The sequence below is a fragment of the Allobosea vaviloviae genome (genome assembly GCF_001298265.1).
Classification (GTDB): domain Bacteria; phylum Pseudomonadota; class Alphaproteobacteria; order Rhizobiales; family Beijerinckiaceae; genus Allobosea; species Allobosea vaviloviae_B.
Map to the genome: position 1 here is coordinate 59,993 of NZ_LGSZ01000078.1, position 14,911 is coordinate 74,903.

The following is a 14,911-nucleotide window of genomic DNA, read 5'->3' on the forward strand; positions in this document are numbered from 1 at the left end:
CGGCGACGGATCAGGGCGCCGGCCCTGCGCCCGAGCGCAAACCATGCTCCGGGCGCCGGTTCCGGCGGGTTCGCCGCCGCTATGGCGCGCGCGGTGGTGCAAGGGCAAGGGGGGCGGGCGCCTTGACGGGTCTTCCCTCACAGCATGCCGTAAGAAGGCCGGGGCTCGGCTAGCTTGCGAGGAAGCGCTGGGCTGCGCGGTGCAGGACCTGCATTCCGAGGGTCAGGTCCGCGTCCTTCGTATCCTCGCTCCAATGGTGCGAGATGCCGCCGATGGAGGGAACGAAGAGCATTGCGGCGGGCATGCGCCGCGCGATGACCTGGGCATCATGACCGGCACCGGAGGGCATCGTCTGCCAGGCCGCAGGGGCGAGTTCGGCGGCGGCGTCCGACAAGGCCTGCATCATCGCGGGATCGCAGAGCGCCGGAATGGCCTTCGACACCGGCTCGAGCGTGACGGTGCAGCGCTCGCGTCGGTTGGCCTCCTGCACCAGCGCGCGCAAGCCTGCTTCCAGCCGCTCAAGCACAGGCACAGAGACGTCGCGGAACTGGAACAGGACCTCCGCGCGGCCGGGAATGATGTTGGGCGCTCCCGGGTCGAGACGGATTCGTCCTGTCGTCCAGGTCGTGCGTTGCCCGCAGATGCGCGGGAACTCGGCATCGATCGCCGCCAGCAGGCGGATGGCGCTCAAGCCAGCGTCCCTGCGTTCGGCCATGGTGGTACCGCCGGCATGGTCCTGCTGGCCCTCGACGACGATCCGCCATTGCCAGATCGCGACGATGCCGGTGACCACGCCAATCTGCAGGCCGGCGGCTTCGAGCTGCGTGCCCTGTTCGATATGCATCTCGAAATAGCCCTTGTGGCGGCCGGGCTCGAGCTGCCGGCGCGGCAGTCCCTCAAGACCCGCCGCGCGCAGGGCATCGCGCATCGGGGTCCCGTCGGTGCGGTTGGTGGCGCGGTCGATATCGTCCTCGCCGAGCTCGCCGATGATCGAGCGGCTGCCGGGAAAGCCGATGTTGAAATGGCCCTCCTCATCGGCGAACGCACAGACATCGACCGGCAGGCCGGCGCGGGCGAGCGCCAGGCCGGCGACGACGCCCAGCGCGCCGTCGAGCCACCCGGCCTCGTTCTGCGATTCGATATGGCTGCCGGCGAGGAGATGGGGGCCTTGCCCGCGATGGCGGCCATAGACATTGCCGATACCGTCGATCGCGGCGTCGAGCCCGCATTCGGTCAGCTTCGCGACGAGCCAGCGGCGAGACTCCATGTCCTCAGGCGAATAAGTCGGCCGATGAACGCCGGTCCGGAAGGCGCCGATCCGGCGCAACTCGTAAAGGTCCCGCAGAAATGCGGCGGTATCGACGGGAGGCATGGCTGGCGCGCTTTCGAGGCTGACGCGGGAGGCCGGCGTCGGGTGTGACGGACTGTTGGCCGCATCCCATTGGAGCAAGAGACGTGCCGCATCGGCAAAGAACCTGTCCGATGGCGAGGCACAAGCCCTATGCCGCGGCGGACGGGCGCGCACCTCGCCTATCGGTCCGAAACTTGCCTCGTGTCGGACAGGGAGGCGAAGGTCATGGACGATAGGGCAGGGGATGCGATGTCGGGCGAAGTGGCGGTGGGGCTCGCGGCCAAGCTCCAGGCCGAGATCGCGCAGGCGCGCAGCGATTCGCGCGAGGACCCGTTCGGCAATCCGGTGCTGCGGGTGACGCTCTGGCTGACGCGCCGGATGGATCGCGGCGAGCTTCCGGTCGAGGTGGCGCAGGACCTCGTCAGGCTGCTCGGCCGCGAGGCGATGCGGCAAAGAGCCCGCCGTGTCGCGGCCTATGTCGGCCTGGACGGAGTTGGCGAGCAGGCTTTCGCCACGCTGGCCGAAGGGCTGGCGGATGCCGTCCAGGCGCAGGCCGACCCCTTCGAGTGCTTCAAGGTCGATGTCGAGCGTGTGCGCTTCGCGGCCGTCTTCACAGCCCATCCAACCTTCGGCATGAGCCGCAAGGTTGCGCATGCGCTGGCAGACCTCGCTTCCGGCGGCCACGCCGGCGACAGCGTGATCGACGATTCCCAGTTGTCCTTCCGACCCGATGGCAAGATCACCCTGCAGGACGAGTTCGAGCAGGCGCGCTACGCGGTGCGCCATGCCCGCGACGCGATCGACGCGCTCAATGCAGCCGTGCTGCGCGTCGCCCGCGAACGCTGGCCGGAGCGCTGGGCGCAGCTCGCGCCGCGGCCGGTGATCCTGGGCTCCTGGGTCGGCTGCGACACCGACGGGCGCACCGATATCGGCTGGTGGGACACGCTGCGCTACCGGCTGGAATCGAAGCAGGGGCAGTTCTCCCGCATCCTCGAGAAGCTGCCCGAGAATGCGGCGACCGTAGGCGTGCGCGACCTCGTCGGCCAAGCGCTGGCGGCGGTCGACCGGCAGCTCGCGCTGGCCCCGCCGATCACCTCGCAGCCGACGCTGCAGGCCTTGCAGGCCTTCGCGCTGGCGCTGGTTCATGAGCGCGAGATGGCGCTGCCCGAGGCCTCGCGCCTGATCGCGGCGCTGGACGAGGCCATCGCGCTATCGGCCGACGACGAGACGACGATGGCGCTCTGCCTGGTCAAGGCGGGCTGCGTCGCCCATGGCGTCTCGATCGCGCTGCCGCATTTCCGGCTCAACGCCTCGCAGCTCCACAATGCGATGCGCGCGGTCATTCCGCTCGACGAGGAGCCGACGCAACCGGCTCAGCGGCGGGCCTTCCTGACGGCGGTCAATGCGGCGCTCGCCAAGGTCGAGCCGATCGCGATCGATTTCGGCGCGCTGGCGGCCGAGCGTGCCTCGGCGACGCGCATGCTGATGACGATCGCGCAGATCGTGAAGCATGTCGACGGCACCAAGGCGGTGCGCTTCCTCGTGGCCGAGACGGAGACCGGCTACACGCTGCTCTGCGCGCTCTGGCTCGCCAGCCGCTTCGGCATTGCCGACCGGGTCGAGATCTCGCCGCTGTTCGAGACCGCCGACGCTCTGGAGCAGGGGCCGCGCATCATCGACGAGGCACTGCGCAGCCCGCATTTCCGTAGCTATCTCAAGCGCCAGGGGCGGTTCAGCGTCCAGTTCGGCTATTCGGATTCCGGGCGCTATATCGGCCAGGTCGCCGCGACCTTCTGGATCGAGCGGCTGCGTGTGCGCATCTGCGACCTCCTGGTCCGCTACGACCTCGCCGATGTCGAACTGGTGATCTTCGACACCCATGGCGAATCCGCCGGTCGCGGCGCCCATCCCGGCAGTCTCGCCGACCGGCTGGCCTATCTCGAACCCGCCTGGGCGCGTCAGGCCTTCGCCAAGGCCGGCGTGAAGACGGTGCGCGAGACCAGCTTCCAGGGCAGCGACGGCTATATGCTGTTCGGCACGCCGAAGCTGGCCGCGGCGACGGTCGGGCGCATTGCGGAAGCCGTGCTGGCCACCGCCGACCAGCCGGTGCCAGACCCGATCTATGACGAGCCGGACTTCGCGACCGAGTTCTTCCAGACGGTGCGCGAAGAGATGACGACGCTCGTCGACGATCCCGGCTATGCCGCGCTGATCGGCACCTTCGGGCCCTCGCTGCTCGACAAGACCGGCTCGCGCCCCGCCGCGCGCCAGAGCGATGCGGGCGGGCCGACGCGCATCCGCCATCCGCGCGAGCTGCGCGCCATCCCCAACAACGCGATCCTGCAGCAGCTCGGCTGGCTCGCCAACAGCGTCCACGGCATCGGCCAGGCGGCGTCGCGCGCGCCGGACCTGTTCAACGCGATGCGCGAGCGCTCCGACCGCTTCGACCGGGCCTATCGCCTTGCCGAGCACGCGATGGCGGCGAGCGATCTCGACGTGCTGCGGGCCTATCTCGATTCGCTCGACCCCGGCAGCTGGTTCGACCGGGCGCGGCGGACGGTCAAGGAAGGTCGCCGCGACGAACTGCTGGCGGTCGGCGAGGCGCTGTCGCGGCTCGAACTGGCGCCGGCATTGCGGCGGCTGTTCTGGCGGCTCTCGTCGGATGCCTTGAAGCTGCGGGTCGCGACGAAAGCCACGCCGGAGATGCCGGCCAGTCTGGTGGCGCTGCATGCGCTGCGGCTGGCGGCGATGCACAGCATCTGGCTGCTCGCCAGCCATATCCCGGATTTCCGGCCGCATGCAGGGATGACCCGCGAGACGCTGATGGAGCGGCTGCTGCGGCTCGACGTGCCGGCGTCGCTGTCGCTGCTGGCGGACATCTTCCCGCTCAAGCCCGACCCGACGATCGGGCTCGATTTCGGCGAACCGCCCGGCCCGCGCGAGGGCGGAACCTATGAAGCCCTGCATCGCGACGTGATCGCGCCGATGCAGGCCCTGTTCGAGCTGCTGCGCGAGATTTCGGGCGCGATCCAGCACGAGATCGGGGCGTTTGGCTGATCGCGTTGGGCGCGGCTCTGCGGCGGAGTTGAGCCTGCTCGCTCAGGCCCTTGCGGGCTTGGTCCCGATGACTGCGAAGGAGACGGCCGCCAGCGCCAGCGCCGCCAGGCTGCCGAGCGAGAACAGCGACGAATAGGCGAGGCCGGCGCGGTCGAGCAGCGGGCCGCCGCCGAACGCCGCCATGCCATAGCCGATCTGGTAGAAGGCGATCAGGGCGCCGAGCGTCGCGGCCGGGTCGCCCGGAAGCTCCTTTCCGGCGAAACTCAGCGCCAAGGGTAGGATGGCCGAGCAGGCCAGGCCGGCGAGCGCGAAGGCGGCAATGCCCGCCCCTGCAGCCTGCACCTGCGCCACGATCTGGAAGGCGACCGCCAGCAGGAGCGGCAGCGCGACCAGAGCGACCGCCACCGGCAGACGGCGTGCCAGCATGGCGAAGCCGATGCGGCCGAGCGTTAGCATGATCCAGAAGGCGGTGAGCGCGAAGGAGGCGTTCTCGGCCGAGACCTGGCGCTGGTTGGTGAGATAGAGCGTCGCCCAGTTGCCGCTCAGGCTCTCGACGATGCCGTACAGCAGGACCAGCGCGGCATAGACCCAGAAGCGGGCCGGCCAGCCCTGGCCGTGGCGCGCGTCGTCGATGGCGGCGTCGAGGCGGGTGCGCAGCGTCGTGACCAGGAGCGCGGCCAGGCTCAACGTCATCAGTGCCGGCAGCGCCCACCAGGCGGCGATCCGCGTGAACAGCGCGATCAGCAGCGGCGCCAGCGCGGTGCCCAGCCCGATCAGCGCATTCAGGGCCAGCACATTGCCGTCCTGCCGCGCCGGCTCGGAGAGGCGCTGGACGAGCGTGTTGATCGTCATGGCCGTTGCACCGAAGCCGAGGCCGAGCAGTGCGGTCGCGCAGAGCAGGACGACGAACGCCGCCGGCGAGCCCATCAGCAGCGACCCCACGGTCAACAGCGCCATCGAGCCGAGATTGGCGGCAAGGCCGAGCTGGAGCACGCGGCCAAGCCCGAGCCGGCGCGACAGGGTCGATCCAAAGGCGGAGGCCAGGATCGCCAGCACGACCTGCGGAATGAACATCGCGCCATATTGCGTGCTCGAGAGCGCAAAGCCGGAGGGGCTGACGAGGATCGCGCTCGCAGCCGGAAAGGAGATCAGCGCCAGTCCCTGCACGACGCCGATGCCATAGAGCAGGCCGATTTCGGAGGAACGGGCGGCTTTCGGCATGGCTGAGGCGACCTGGCGCAAGGGGCTGATCGTGGTCGCTTAACCCAGGGGAATTGGCAAGAGCCATAGCGGCTCGTGGACGATTCTCGGCCTCTGAATTGCTGTCCCAAAAGCGCCTTCTCCAACGGCTTTTCATTGCAACGTCGCCCGATCTGCTTAAGTCAGAAGCCAAGAGGAACGCCAACCGGGAGCCGAGCCAAGCATGGCCGACGCCGATCGACACCTGCCCGTCTTCGATGAAGCGGGCGCGCGCATCACCCTGTTTCGGGCCCTGCTGCAGGCGGTCTCGCGCCATGGCAAGGCGCGGATCGCGCTGGAGGACCCCGAGCGCAAGCCGCTGAGCTATGGCAATCTCGTGCTGGGCGCGCTGGTGCTCGGCCGCAAGCTCGCCGGGCTGACGAAAGCCGGGGAGCATGTCGGCATGCTGCTGCCGAACGTGCAGGCCATGGCGGTGACGCTGATGGGGCTCTCTGCCTATGGGCGTGTGCCGGCGCTTCTGAACTTCACCGCAGGCGTCAAGAATCTGCGCGCGGCCGGTGAACTCGCCGAGCTCAGGACGATCGTGACCTCGCGCCGCTTCGTCGACCAGGCCAAGCTCGACGAAGAGCTGGCGGTGCTGGGGGAAGGCCGGCGGATCGTCTATCTGGAGGATATCCGCAAGGAGATCACCAGCCTCGACAAGGCGATCGGCGTGCTGGCGAGCCTCGTGCCCGGCCTGGCGCACCGTCCCCATGAGGCCGCGCCGGACGATCCCGCCGTCGTGCTGTTCACCTCCGGCACCGAAGGCAAGCCCAAGGGCGTCGTGCTGAGCCACGCCAATCTCGTCTCGAATGCGCGCCAGATCTTCGCGCTCGCCGCCGGCTTCCTGTCCGAGCGCGACATCGTCATGAACCCGCTGCCGGCCTTCCATTCCTTCGGGCTGACGGCGGGCATGCTGATGCCGCTGCTCTCGGGCATGAAGGTCGTGCTCTATCCGAGCCCGCTGCACTACAAGCAGGTGCCCAAGCTGATCGGCGAGACCGGCTGCACCTTCCTGTTCGCGACCGACACCTTCCTGCAAGGCTATGCGCGCGCGGCAGATCCAGACGACCTCAAGAGCGTGCGCTATGTCGTGGCCGGAGCCGAGCGCGTGAAGCCGGATACGCGCCGGATGTGGGAGCCCTATGGCACCACGATCCTGGAGGGCTATGGCTGCACGGAATGCTCTCCGGTTCTCGCCTGCAACACGCCCGTGGCCATGCGCGACGGCAGCGTCGGGCGGCTCCTGCCCGGCATCGAGGCGCGGCTCGAGCCGGTCGAGGGCATCACCGAGGGGGGCAAGCTCTGCGTGCGCGGACCCAACATCATGGCCGGCTATCTCAGCACCGAGGCGCCTGGCAAGCTCTTGCCGCCGCAGGGCGGCTGGCACGACACCGGCGACATCGTCACGCTCGACGACGGCTTCGTCGTCATCAAGGGCCGGGCCAAGCGCTTCGCCAAGCTCGGCGGCGAGATGGTCTCGCTGGCGGCGGTCGAATCGATGATCTCCGGCTTATGGCCCGACCAGAACCATGTCGTCGTGGCGCTGCCGGATGCGCGCAAGGGCGAGCAGCTCGTGCTCGTCACCGAAAAGCCGAATGCCGAGCGTGGCGCGCTGCAGGAAACTGCGAAGGCGCAGGGCTTCCCGGAATTGTGGGTGCCGCGCGCTATCCTGGTAACGAACTCGATTCCGGTGCTCGGCAACGGCAAGATCGATTATGCCGCGACGACGGAACTCGCCGCATCGCGTCGCTCGCTTTTGTAAAGCCACAATTGTGATGATGTTGCACCGCATGATCATCGCCTCGGCCTCTTCGCTCCTGTCGACCCTGCGCCTGGCCGCGCTCGCGCCGATGCTGTCGCTCGCCGCGCCGGCCGATCTTTCGGCGCAGACGCCGGGCGCCGTCTATGAGCGGCGCCACGAATGCATCCAGGCGGCGGTGCTGAGCGCGGAGCAGTGCGAGTTCGCCTATCGCAACGCGCGGGCCGAATTCGAGCAGAAGGCGCCGCGCTATGCCTCGCGCGTCCTGTGCGAGCGCAGTCACAAGCGCTGCGGCGCGCAGATGGTCTCGAACGCCGGCTGGGACTCCTTCGGCAAGGGCGGCGCGACCTATGTGCCGCGCTTCACCGGCGTCCGCATCACCGGCGAGGGCACTGCCCGCCGCGCCTGGCCGGTGATCGAGGGCGCAGGGCGCATCCCCTTCGCCGGGCGCCCCGTGACCGAATTGCAGGACAAGGTGGCCGGCCGCCAGGGCACAGTCGGGCTCGCCGCCTCGCGCGGCGGGCATGGCCATGCCGCGCAACAGAGCAGCGGCCCCTATGTGAAGCGCGGCGACCGCGACGACACGGTGCGCGTGCCGATGCAGCAGAAGGCCATCGGCTCGGACGTGGCGCCGGGCCTCTATGTCGATCCCGACGGCGTCGAATGGTACAAGCCGGCCCGGCGCTGACGGGCTTTCGCCGGCACTTGCCACACGCGTTTTGGGCGGACGCGTCTTCTCCCTCCCCCCGCTTGGGGTGGGGAGGGCCGGGGTGGGGGGCAGTGCCGCTCGGCGAGACGATCAAGGAGAGCGCTCCGGCTTTGCGGCCCCCCCATCCCTAACCCTTCCCCACCGCAAGCGGGGGGCAGGGAACCAGCCCAGCCTCGCAGGGATTCGTCCCGCTTGCCCCGCCACGCTTGCGTGTAGAGGCTGTGCCCGCTACCGCTCTCAGCCCAAGCGGACGTGGCGAAACTGGTAGACGCAAGAGACTTAAAATCTCTCAGCCGCAAGGCTATGCGGGTTCGATCCCCGCCGTCCGCACCAAACCGTTCAACGCTCTATCGCTTCCTGAACACCACGCTGAGATTGTTCGCCGGCATCTCGATCACATCCGGCTCGTCGAAGCCCGCCTCAGCCGCCAGCGCCGCCACCTCGTCCAGCTCGCGCAGGCCCCATGCCGCATTGCGTTCGCGCAGGCTGGCATCGAAGGCGGCGTTGCCGGGCTCCAGCGGACGGCCTGCGCGCTTGAACGGGCCGTAGAGGATCAGGGGCGCGCCTGACGTCAGCAGCAGGCCTGCATGGCGGATCAGGCCCTGTGTCGCTGCCCAGGGCGCGATGTGGATCATGTTGATGCAGAGGATCGCCTCGGCGGCCTCCCGTGGCCAGGTCTCGGCCATCGCATCGATCAGCAGCGGCGGCCGGACATTGCCGGCGCCGGAGCTTTGCGTCCAGGCGGCGATGCTGGTCAGCGCTTCCGGCGACGGATCGCTCGGCTGGAAGACGAGATAAGGCAGCGCTTGCGCGAAGTGGATCGCATGCTCGCCGGAGCCGCTGGCGATCTCCAGGACCAGTCCCTGCCGGGGCAGGATTCCGCGCAGCACATCCAGGATCGCATCGCGGTTGCGCTGGGTCGCGGGCGCAAACAGGCGTTGATCGTTCGCCTGGGTCCATTCCGGGCCGGGTGTCCAAAGCGTGCTCGTTGCGTTCGTCATCGCTGCTCCAGCCGTCCCGTTCCTGGCGTCCCGTCAAGGAATCTTCGCTCGCCCCATCGCCAGCGGACTGCGATACGCTATAAGGACATTCGAAGCGGGCCGCCGACAAGCGCGGCCACGCATGGCACGGACTGGTTTTGTTAACCGAGATACTGATCGTCGTGGCCCTGACCGTGATCAACGGTCTCCTTGCCATGTCTGAACTCGCCGTCGTCTCGTCCCGCCCGGCCCGACTCAAGGTTCTCAGCGACCAAGGCAACAAGGGCGCGACCACCGCGCTGCGACTTGCGGAAAACCCCGGACGCTTCCTGTCCACGGTCCAGATCGGCATCACGCTGGTCGGTGTGCTGTCGGGCGCCTTTTCGGGCGCCACGCTGGGCGCGCGTCTGTCTGAATGGCTGGCGACGCAGGGGCTCACGCCTGCGATGTCCGATGGCTTCGGTGTCGGCATCGTCGTGGTCGGCATCACCTATCTCTCGCTGATCCTGGGCGAGCTCGTGCCCAAGCAGATCGCGCTGCGCGATCCCGAGCGGGTCGCTGCGCGCGTTGCGCCGGCGATGCTGCTGATCGCGAAGGTCGGCGCGCCGCTGGTCTTCCTGCTCGATCTGTCCGGCCGCGCCGTGCTGAGCCTGCTCGGCCAGAAGGGCGAGTCGGAGGAGCGGGTCACGGAAGAGGAGGTCCGCACCATCATCGCCGAGGCCGAGACCGCCGGCGTGCTGGAGCGCGACGAGCGCGAGATGATCTCGGGCGTGATGCGGCTCGCCGACCGCTCGGCGCGGGCGCTGATGACGCCGCGCCGCGAGGTCGAGGTCATCGACCTCGCCGACAGCGCCGACGAGATCCGGGCCCAGCTGCGGGCGACGCGGCGCTCGCGCCTGCCGGTGCAGGAGGGCGAGGCGGATTCGATCATCGGCGTCGTCGTGGTCAAGGACCTGATCGACTTCCTCTCGGATGGCGGCACGCATGATCTGCGCGGGCTGGTCAACGAGGCGCCGGTGGTGATGGACACGGCCGGCGCACTGCAGGTGCTGCGTGAAATCCGCTCCTCGCGGGTCCACATGGCGCTGGTCTTCGACGAGTACGGGCATTTCGAGGGCATCATCACGCCTGGCGACGTGCTCGAGGCGATCATCGGCGCCTTCCAGGAGGAGGAAGAAGACGAGCCGCCGATCGTGACGCGCGCCGACGGTTCCTGGCTGGTCGCCGGCTGGATGCAGGTCGACGAGTTCTCGCACGAGCTCGGCATCCACATTCCCCGCGATGCCGACTTCCAAACGGTCGCCGGCTTCATCCTGGCAGAACTCAACCACCTGCCCAATGTCGGCGAGGTCTTCGAGAAGGGGCACTGGCGCTTCGAGGTCGTCGATCTCGACGGCCGCCGGATCGACAAGATCCTGGTCAGCCGGATCGACTGATGCGCCCGCGTTGACGGCACTACGGACGGCGTGATCTAACCCTGCGCAAGGGGTTCCATCGCGACGACCCCGTGAGGCTCCGGCCCAAGGCTCGCGTCCATATTCCTCGGTTTCAGGATGGACGCCCATGTCTTCCAACATCTCGATCAGCGCTGCCCAATTGTCCCGGCTCGTCGGCCTGCCCGATGCGCCTGTCATCATCGATGTCCGCATTCCCGAGGATATCGCCGCCGATCCGCGGCTTCTGCCGAACGCCGATCAGCGTTCGCACAAGGATGTCGCCGATTGGGCCGGCGCCTATGCCGGCCGGCGCGTCGTCGTGTCGTGCCAGCGCGGCCTGAAGCTCAGCGAAGGCGTTGCCGCCTGGCTGCGCCACCACGGCGTCGCGGCCGAGAACCTGGCGGGCGGCTTCGAAGCGTGGCGCGCTGTGGGAGGCCTGCTGGTCTCCAGTGAAAGGCTGCCGCCGCGGGACGCCAAGGGCCGCACGCTCTGGGTCACGCGGACCCGGCCGAAGGTCGACCGGATCGCCTGCCCCTGGCTGATCCGGCGCTTCGTCGATCGCGAGGCTGTGTTCCTGTTCGTGTCTCCGTCCGAGGTCGCGGATGTGGCGGACCGCTTCGGCGCGACGCCATTCGACATCGACGGGGTGTTCTGGAGTCATCGCGGCGAGCGCTGCACCTTCGACGTGATGATCGAGGAGTTCGGGCTTGCAAGTCCGGCGCTCGACCGGCTGGCGGGAATCGTGCGTGCCGCCGATACCGCGGCGCTCGACAGCGCGCCTCAGGCTGCGGGATTGCTGGCGGCCTCGCTGGGGCTGTCGCGGATGTTCAGGGATGATGTCGCGCAGCTGAACGCCGGCATGCTGCTCTATGACGCGTTCTATCGCTGGTGCAGGGATGCGAGCGAGGAAACCCATAACTGGCCCGTCGGGCCGGCGACGTCATAGGGTTGCTGCCATGACCACCGTGACGACTGACAGGGACATCGATGCCCCAGCCGCCATGCCGACGCTGTCGGAGGCGACCCGCGTCTGGGCGCGCATCGGCCTGCTCTCTTTTGGGGGGCCGGCCGGACAGATCGCGCTGATGCACAAGGAGCTGGTCGAGGAGCGGCGCTGGATCGGCGAGGAGCGTTTCCTGCATGCGCTGAACTACTGCATGCTGCTGCCCGGCCCCGAGGCGCAGCAGCTCGCGGTCTATATCGGCTGGCTGATGCACCGCACGCTCGGCGGGCTGATCGCCGGGCTGCTCTTCATCCTGCCGGGCGCGGCGGTGATGCTGGGCCTGAGCATCCTCTATGTGCTCTATCGCGATGTGCCCGTCGTTGATGGCCTGTTCTTCGGTGTGAAGGCAGCGGTGCTCGCGGTGGTGATCGAGGCGGGCCTGCGGATCAGCCGGCGGGCGCTGAAGAACGGTGCGATGGTTGCGGTTGCGGTCGCCGCCTTCGTCGCGATCTTCCTGTTCAAGGCGCCGTTTCCGGCGATCATCCTGGTCGCGGGCCTGATCGGTTGGGCCGGCCACCGTGTGTGGCCGAGGCTGTTTGGACCGCAGGCCGGTCACGGCAAGGCGGGGCCGGCGGTGACGGGCATCGTCGATGGTCTGTTCGCGCGCGGCGAACTCGGCCATGTCCGGCCTTCGACGGCCAAGGCGCTGCGGACGCTCGCGGTCTGGCTGCCGCTTTGGCTCGGACCCGTGCTGCTGCTGCGGCTCTGGACCGGCAGCGGCAGCGTCTGGACGCAGCTCGGCAGCTTCTTCAGCACCATGGCGGTGGTGACCTTCGGCGGCGCCTATGCGGTGCTGGCCTATGTCGCGCAGGCGGCTGTCGAGACCCATGGCTGGCTGCTGGCGGGCGAGATGATCGATGGCTTGGGCCTCGCCGAAACGACTCCGGGACCGCTGATCCTGGTGCTGCAGTTCGTCGGCTTCCTGGCCGGGTTTCGTGCGCCGGGAGACCTGCCGCCCTTGCTCGCAGGCGGTCTCGGCGCGCTGCTCACGCTGTGGGTGACGTTTGCGCCGTGCTTCCTGTGGATCTTCCTCGGCGCGCCTTATGTCGAGGCGCTGCGCTGCAACAAGGGGCTTTCGGCCGCGCTCGGTGCGATCACGGCGGCTGTCGTCGGCGTGATCATGAACCTGGCGCTGTGGTTTGGCCTGCATGTGCTGTTTGCGCAGGTGAGGGCGGTCGACATCCTCGGCCTGTCGCCGGACTGGCCGGTTCTCGCCTCGCTCGACTGGCGGGCGGCGCTGCTCTCTGCCGGCGCGATGGTCGCGATGCTGCGCTTCAAGATCGGGATGATCCCGACGCTCGCAGCCTGCGCGGCAGCCGGCGTCGTCCTGACGCGGCTGGCGCCCTGAGCCGCGCGATCAGCGGCGCGGCGGCTCGCCGGGCTCGATCACCCTGTATTCGGCGTCGATGATCTCGGCAGGGCCGGTCTGGCGCCCCTGCTGCGGGAACGGGCCGGGATCGCCGAAGCCAGCGGCCTTCAAGCGGCTGCGCAGCCGCCAGACCGCGATCGTGCCGACGATGGCGACGACCGGAATCAGGATCAAGGCGAGGCTGGCGGCGACCAGGAACAGCACCACGCCGACGACGAGGCTCGCTGCCATCGCCAGCCAGGCGGCCCAGCGCGGCATGCGGGCGGTGCGGCCGCCGAGCTGCTCGTAGAGATTGACGCGGATCATGTCGCTTTCGTCCGTTTGAGGAAACCGGAATCTAGGGACGAAATGCGGCGAAGACGAGATCACCCAACGTCAGTTTTGCGCGCTCATTCGTCGTGCCAATCGTAGAGCCAGCCATAGCGCGCGCGCAGCCCGTCAGGGCCCAGGCGCCGTAGCGCGAGGTCGCGCCCGATGCTCCAGGGCCAGCCGAGATGATAGGTCCGGCCATTGCTCCGGCTGGCATCCTGGACGCGCGCGGCGCGGGCCGCTCGCGCTGTCGCGTAAGCCGCCATCGCCGCCGGCACGCCGCGTCCGCCGTCGGTCTCCAGGGCGTTCGCCAACAGGCGGGCTAGCACCGCAGCATCCTCGATCGCCAGCGAGGCGCCCTGCGCGAGGAAGGGCAGGACGGGATGGGCGGCGTCGCCCAGAAGCGCGATCCGCCCCTTCGCCATGGCGGCGGGCCTGCGGTCGAACAGCGACCAGACCTGCCAGTCCCGGGCCGAGGCGATGAGTTCGCGCAGGGCCTGCGAGCCGCCCGCGACATGATCGGTCAGGACGGCGACGTCGCCGTCGCGTGACCAGCCCTCGCGAGCGTCCTTGGTCTGCCTGACCACGACGACATTGGTCTCGCGGCCGGCTGCCACAGGGTAATGCACCGTATGCCTGCCGGCGCCGAGATGGAGGTTGACGCGGGGCTTGTCGGTCTTCGTGCCCGGTGCGAGCGCGCGCCAGGCCTCGTAGCCGGTAAAAAGCGGGGGGGACGTATCGCCGGTGAGGTCGCGCACCCGCGACCACAGCCCGTCGGCGCCGATCAGTCCGAGCCCGTGGAAGCTTTCCCACTGGCCGTTCTGGCCGGTGAGGGTGGTCGAGACGCCATCCTCCTCCTGGGTGATCTCCTGCACGCCGCGACCGACCACGAGGCGGATATTGGGCATCGAGCGCGCGGCATCGAGCAGCACGGTGTGGAGGTCGTTGCGCTTCAGCATCCGGAACGGCGTCGGCAGCCGTGCCGGATCGGACGGCATCTCCAGCAGTTCGCGGCCGTCGGCCCAGCGCCGGATGATCAATCCGTGCGAGCTGACGCTGACGCGCTTCAGCGGCAAGGTCAGGTCGAGGCCGTCCAGTACGCGGCCGGAGTTCGGCGAAATCTGCAGGCCGGCGCCGAGTTCGCCGAAGCCGGTGCGCTTTTCGATGACGGTGACGGAGATGCCGCGACGGGCCAGGGACAGGGCCATGGTCAGCCCGCCGATTCCGGCGCCGGCGATCAGGAAATGAGGAGCAGACACAAGCACAGGGCCTTCGCAGTCGAATCAGGGCAGGCGCGGGTGCCCCTCAGAACCCGCGCTGGAGGTGGTGTCAGGCTGGCGTCTCGCACTGCCTGTATCAGGCAGACATCTTTCAGGCAGCTTTGGCCGCCTCGTGATGCGCGCAGTCCGGCGGCGAGCAGGCGCCGGCCTTCAGCGAGGCGTCGTATTTGAACAGCGTCGAGCAATAGGGGCAGACGATTTCGTGGTCGGCGCCCATGTCGAGATAGACATGGGGATGGTCGAAGGGCGGCTTGGCTCCGATGCACATGAACTCATGCGCGCCGACATGAATGACGGCCACGCCAGCGTCGTTGTGGAAATGCGGAATGCCGTGATCGGCCATGATCGTCGCTCAGCCTTGAGAGGTGTTGCCTGATGTCGGCGCAAACTACCGCGCTGCGGGGCCGCGCGCCAGT

12 protein-coding genes and 1 tRNA gene are annotated in these 14,911 nt (G+C 68.7%); 7 read left to right on the top strand and 6 right to left on the bottom strand.

What is annotated here, in order from left to right; all coding sequences use genetic code 11:
• Positions 1 to 169: 169 nt before the first annotated feature.
• Positions 170 to 1,372 (bottom strand): Zn-dependent hydrolase, encoded by a 1,203-nt coding sequence (locus AE618_RS24310; RefSeq protein WP_054211654.1) that lies wholly within the window; start codon positions 1,370 to 1,372, stop codon positions 170 to 172.
• A gap of 204 nt (positions 1,373 to 1,576) precedes the next feature.
• Between AE618_RS24310 and AE618_RS24315 the strand changes: the two genes are divergently transcribed.
• Positions 1,577 to 4,408 (top strand): phosphoenolpyruvate carboxylase, encoded by a 2,832-nt coding sequence (locus AE618_RS24315; RefSeq protein WP_054211655.1) that lies wholly within the window; start codon positions 1,577 to 1,579, stop codon positions 4,406 to 4,408.
• A gap of 42 nt (positions 4,409 to 4,450) precedes the next feature.
• On the opposite strand, the gene AE618_RS24320 is transcribed toward AE618_RS24315, so the two are convergent.
• Positions 4,451 to 5,629, bottom strand: a complete 1,179-nt coding sequence (locus AE618_RS24320; protein ID WP_054211749.1) for an MFS transporter — start codon at positions 5,627 to 5,629, stop codon at positions 4,451 to 4,453.
• A 202-nt stretch (positions 5,630 to 5,831) separates the two neighbouring features.
• Between AE618_RS24320 and AE618_RS24325 the strand changes: the two genes are divergently transcribed.
• The 3 genes from AE618_RS24325 to AE618_RS24335 all read left to right on the top strand — a co-directional run bounded on the left by AE618_RS24325 (position 5,832) and on the right by AE618_RS24335 (position 8,451).
• The gene (locus AE618_RS24325) at positions 5,832 to 7,412 is read left to right on the top strand and encodes an AMP-binding protein (RefSeq protein WP_054211656.1); all 1,581 of its coding nucleotides are present in this window, start codon (positions 5,832 to 5,834) and stop codon (positions 7,410 to 7,412) included.
• Between the two features lie 28 nt (positions 7,413 to 7,440).
• Positions 7,441 to 8,097 (top strand): DUF1190 domain-containing protein, encoded by a 657-nt coding sequence (locus AE618_RS24330; protein WP_054211657.1) that lies wholly within the window; start codon positions 7,441 to 7,443, stop codon positions 8,095 to 8,097.
• 267 nt (positions 8,098 to 8,364) lie between these two features.
• Positions 8,365 to 8,451: transfer RNA gene (locus AE618_RS24335), tRNA-Leu, on the top strand.
• Between the two features lie 14 nt (positions 8,452 to 8,465).
• Here AE618_RS24335 and AE618_RS24340 read toward each other — a convergent pair.
• Positions 8,466 to 9,119 (bottom strand): DUF938 domain-containing protein, encoded by a 654-nt coding sequence (locus AE618_RS24340; protein WP_054211658.1) that lies wholly within the window; start codon positions 9,117 to 9,119, stop codon positions 8,466 to 8,468.
• Positions 9,120 to 9,271: 152 nt separating this feature from the next.
• Here AE618_RS24340 and AE618_RS24345 point away from each other — a divergent pair, with 152 nt between their 5' ends.
• From AE618_RS24345 to chrA, 3 genes are all read left to right on the top strand, one after another.
• Positions 9,272 to 10,534: a hemolysin family protein gene (locus AE618_RS24345; protein WP_054211750.1), complete on the top strand. Its 1,263-nt coding sequence runs from the start codon at positions 9,272 to 9,274 to the stop codon at positions 10,532 to 10,534.
• A gap of 127 nt (positions 10,535 to 10,661) precedes the next feature.
• Positions 10,662 to 11,480 (top strand): chromate resistance protein ChrB domain-containing protein, encoded by an 819-nt coding sequence (locus tag AE618_RS24350; RefSeq protein ID WP_054211659.1) that lies wholly within the window; start codon positions 10,662 to 10,664, stop codon positions 11,478 to 11,480.
• A gap of 10 nt (positions 11,481 to 11,490) precedes the next feature.
• Positions 11,491 to 12,885: a chromate efflux transporter gene (chrA, locus tag AE618_RS24355; RefSeq protein ID WP_054211660.1), complete on the top strand. Its 1,395-nt coding sequence runs from the start codon at positions 11,491 to 11,493 to the stop codon at positions 12,883 to 12,885.
• Between the two features lie 9 nt (positions 12,886 to 12,894).
• On the opposite strand, the gene AE618_RS24360 is transcribed toward chrA, so the two are convergent.
• The 3 genes from AE618_RS24360 to AE618_RS24370 all read right to left on the bottom strand — a co-directional run bounded on the left by AE618_RS24360 (position 12,895) and on the right by AE618_RS24370 (position 14,838).
• Positions 12,895 to 13,212 carry a hypothetical protein gene (locus tag AE618_RS24360; RefSeq protein WP_054211661.1) on the bottom strand — a complete coding sequence of 106 codons (318 nt, stop codon included), beginning with the start codon at positions 13,210 to 13,212 and terminating at the stop codon, positions 12,895 to 12,897.
• Between the two features lie 83 nt (positions 13,213 to 13,295).
• Positions 13,296 to 14,474, bottom strand: a complete 1,179-nt coding sequence (locus AE618_RS24365) for an FAD-dependent monooxygenase (protein ID WP_248311008.1) — start codon at positions 14,472 to 14,474, stop codon at positions 13,296 to 13,298.
• A 112-nt stretch (positions 14,475 to 14,586) separates the two neighbouring features.
• Positions 14,587 to 14,838, bottom strand: a complete 252-nt coding sequence (locus AE618_RS24370; RefSeq protein ID WP_054211663.1) for a zinc-finger domain-containing protein — start codon at positions 14,836 to 14,838, stop codon at positions 14,587 to 14,589.
• Positions 14,839 to 14,911 lie beyond the last annotated feature (73 nt).

Coding starts and splice junctions, on each gene's coding strand:
- AE618_RS24310 (WP_054211654.1), bottom strand. CDS start 1,372: ATGCCTCCCGTCGATACCGCCGCATTTCTGCGGGACCTTTACGAGTTG.
- AE618_RS24315 (WP_054211655.1), top strand. CDS start 1,577: ATGGACGATAGGGCAGGGGATGCGATGTCGGGCGAAGTGGCGGTGGGG.
- AE618_RS24320 (WP_054211749.1), bottom strand. CDS start 5,629: ATGCCGAAAGCCGCCCGTTCCTCCGAAATCGGCCTGCTCTATGGCATC.
- AE618_RS24325 (WP_054211656.1), top strand. CDS start 5,832: ATGGCCGACGCCGATCGACACCTGCCCGTCTTCGATGAAGCGGGCGCG.
- AE618_RS24330 (WP_054211657.1), top strand. CDS start 7,441: ATGATCATCGCCTCGGCCTCTTCGCTCCTGTCGACCCTGCGCCTGGCC.
- AE618_RS24340 (WP_054211658.1), bottom strand. CDS start 9,119: ATGACGAACGCAACGAGCACGCTTTGGACACCCGGCCCGGAATGGACC.
- AE618_RS24350 (WP_054211659.1), top strand. CDS start 10,662: ATGTCTTCCAACATCTCGATCAGCGCTGCCCAATTGTCCCGGCTCGTC.
- chrA (WP_054211660.1), top strand. CDS start 11,491: ATGACCACCGTGACGACTGACAGGGACATCGATGCCCCAGCCGCCATG.
- AE618_RS24360 (WP_054211661.1), bottom strand. CDS start 13,212: ATGATCCGCGTCAATCTCTACGAGCAGCTCGGCGGCCGCACCGCCCGC.
- AE618_RS24370 (WP_054211663.1), bottom strand. CDS start 14,838: ATGGCCGATCACGGCATTCCGCATTTCCACAACGACGCTGGCGTGGCC.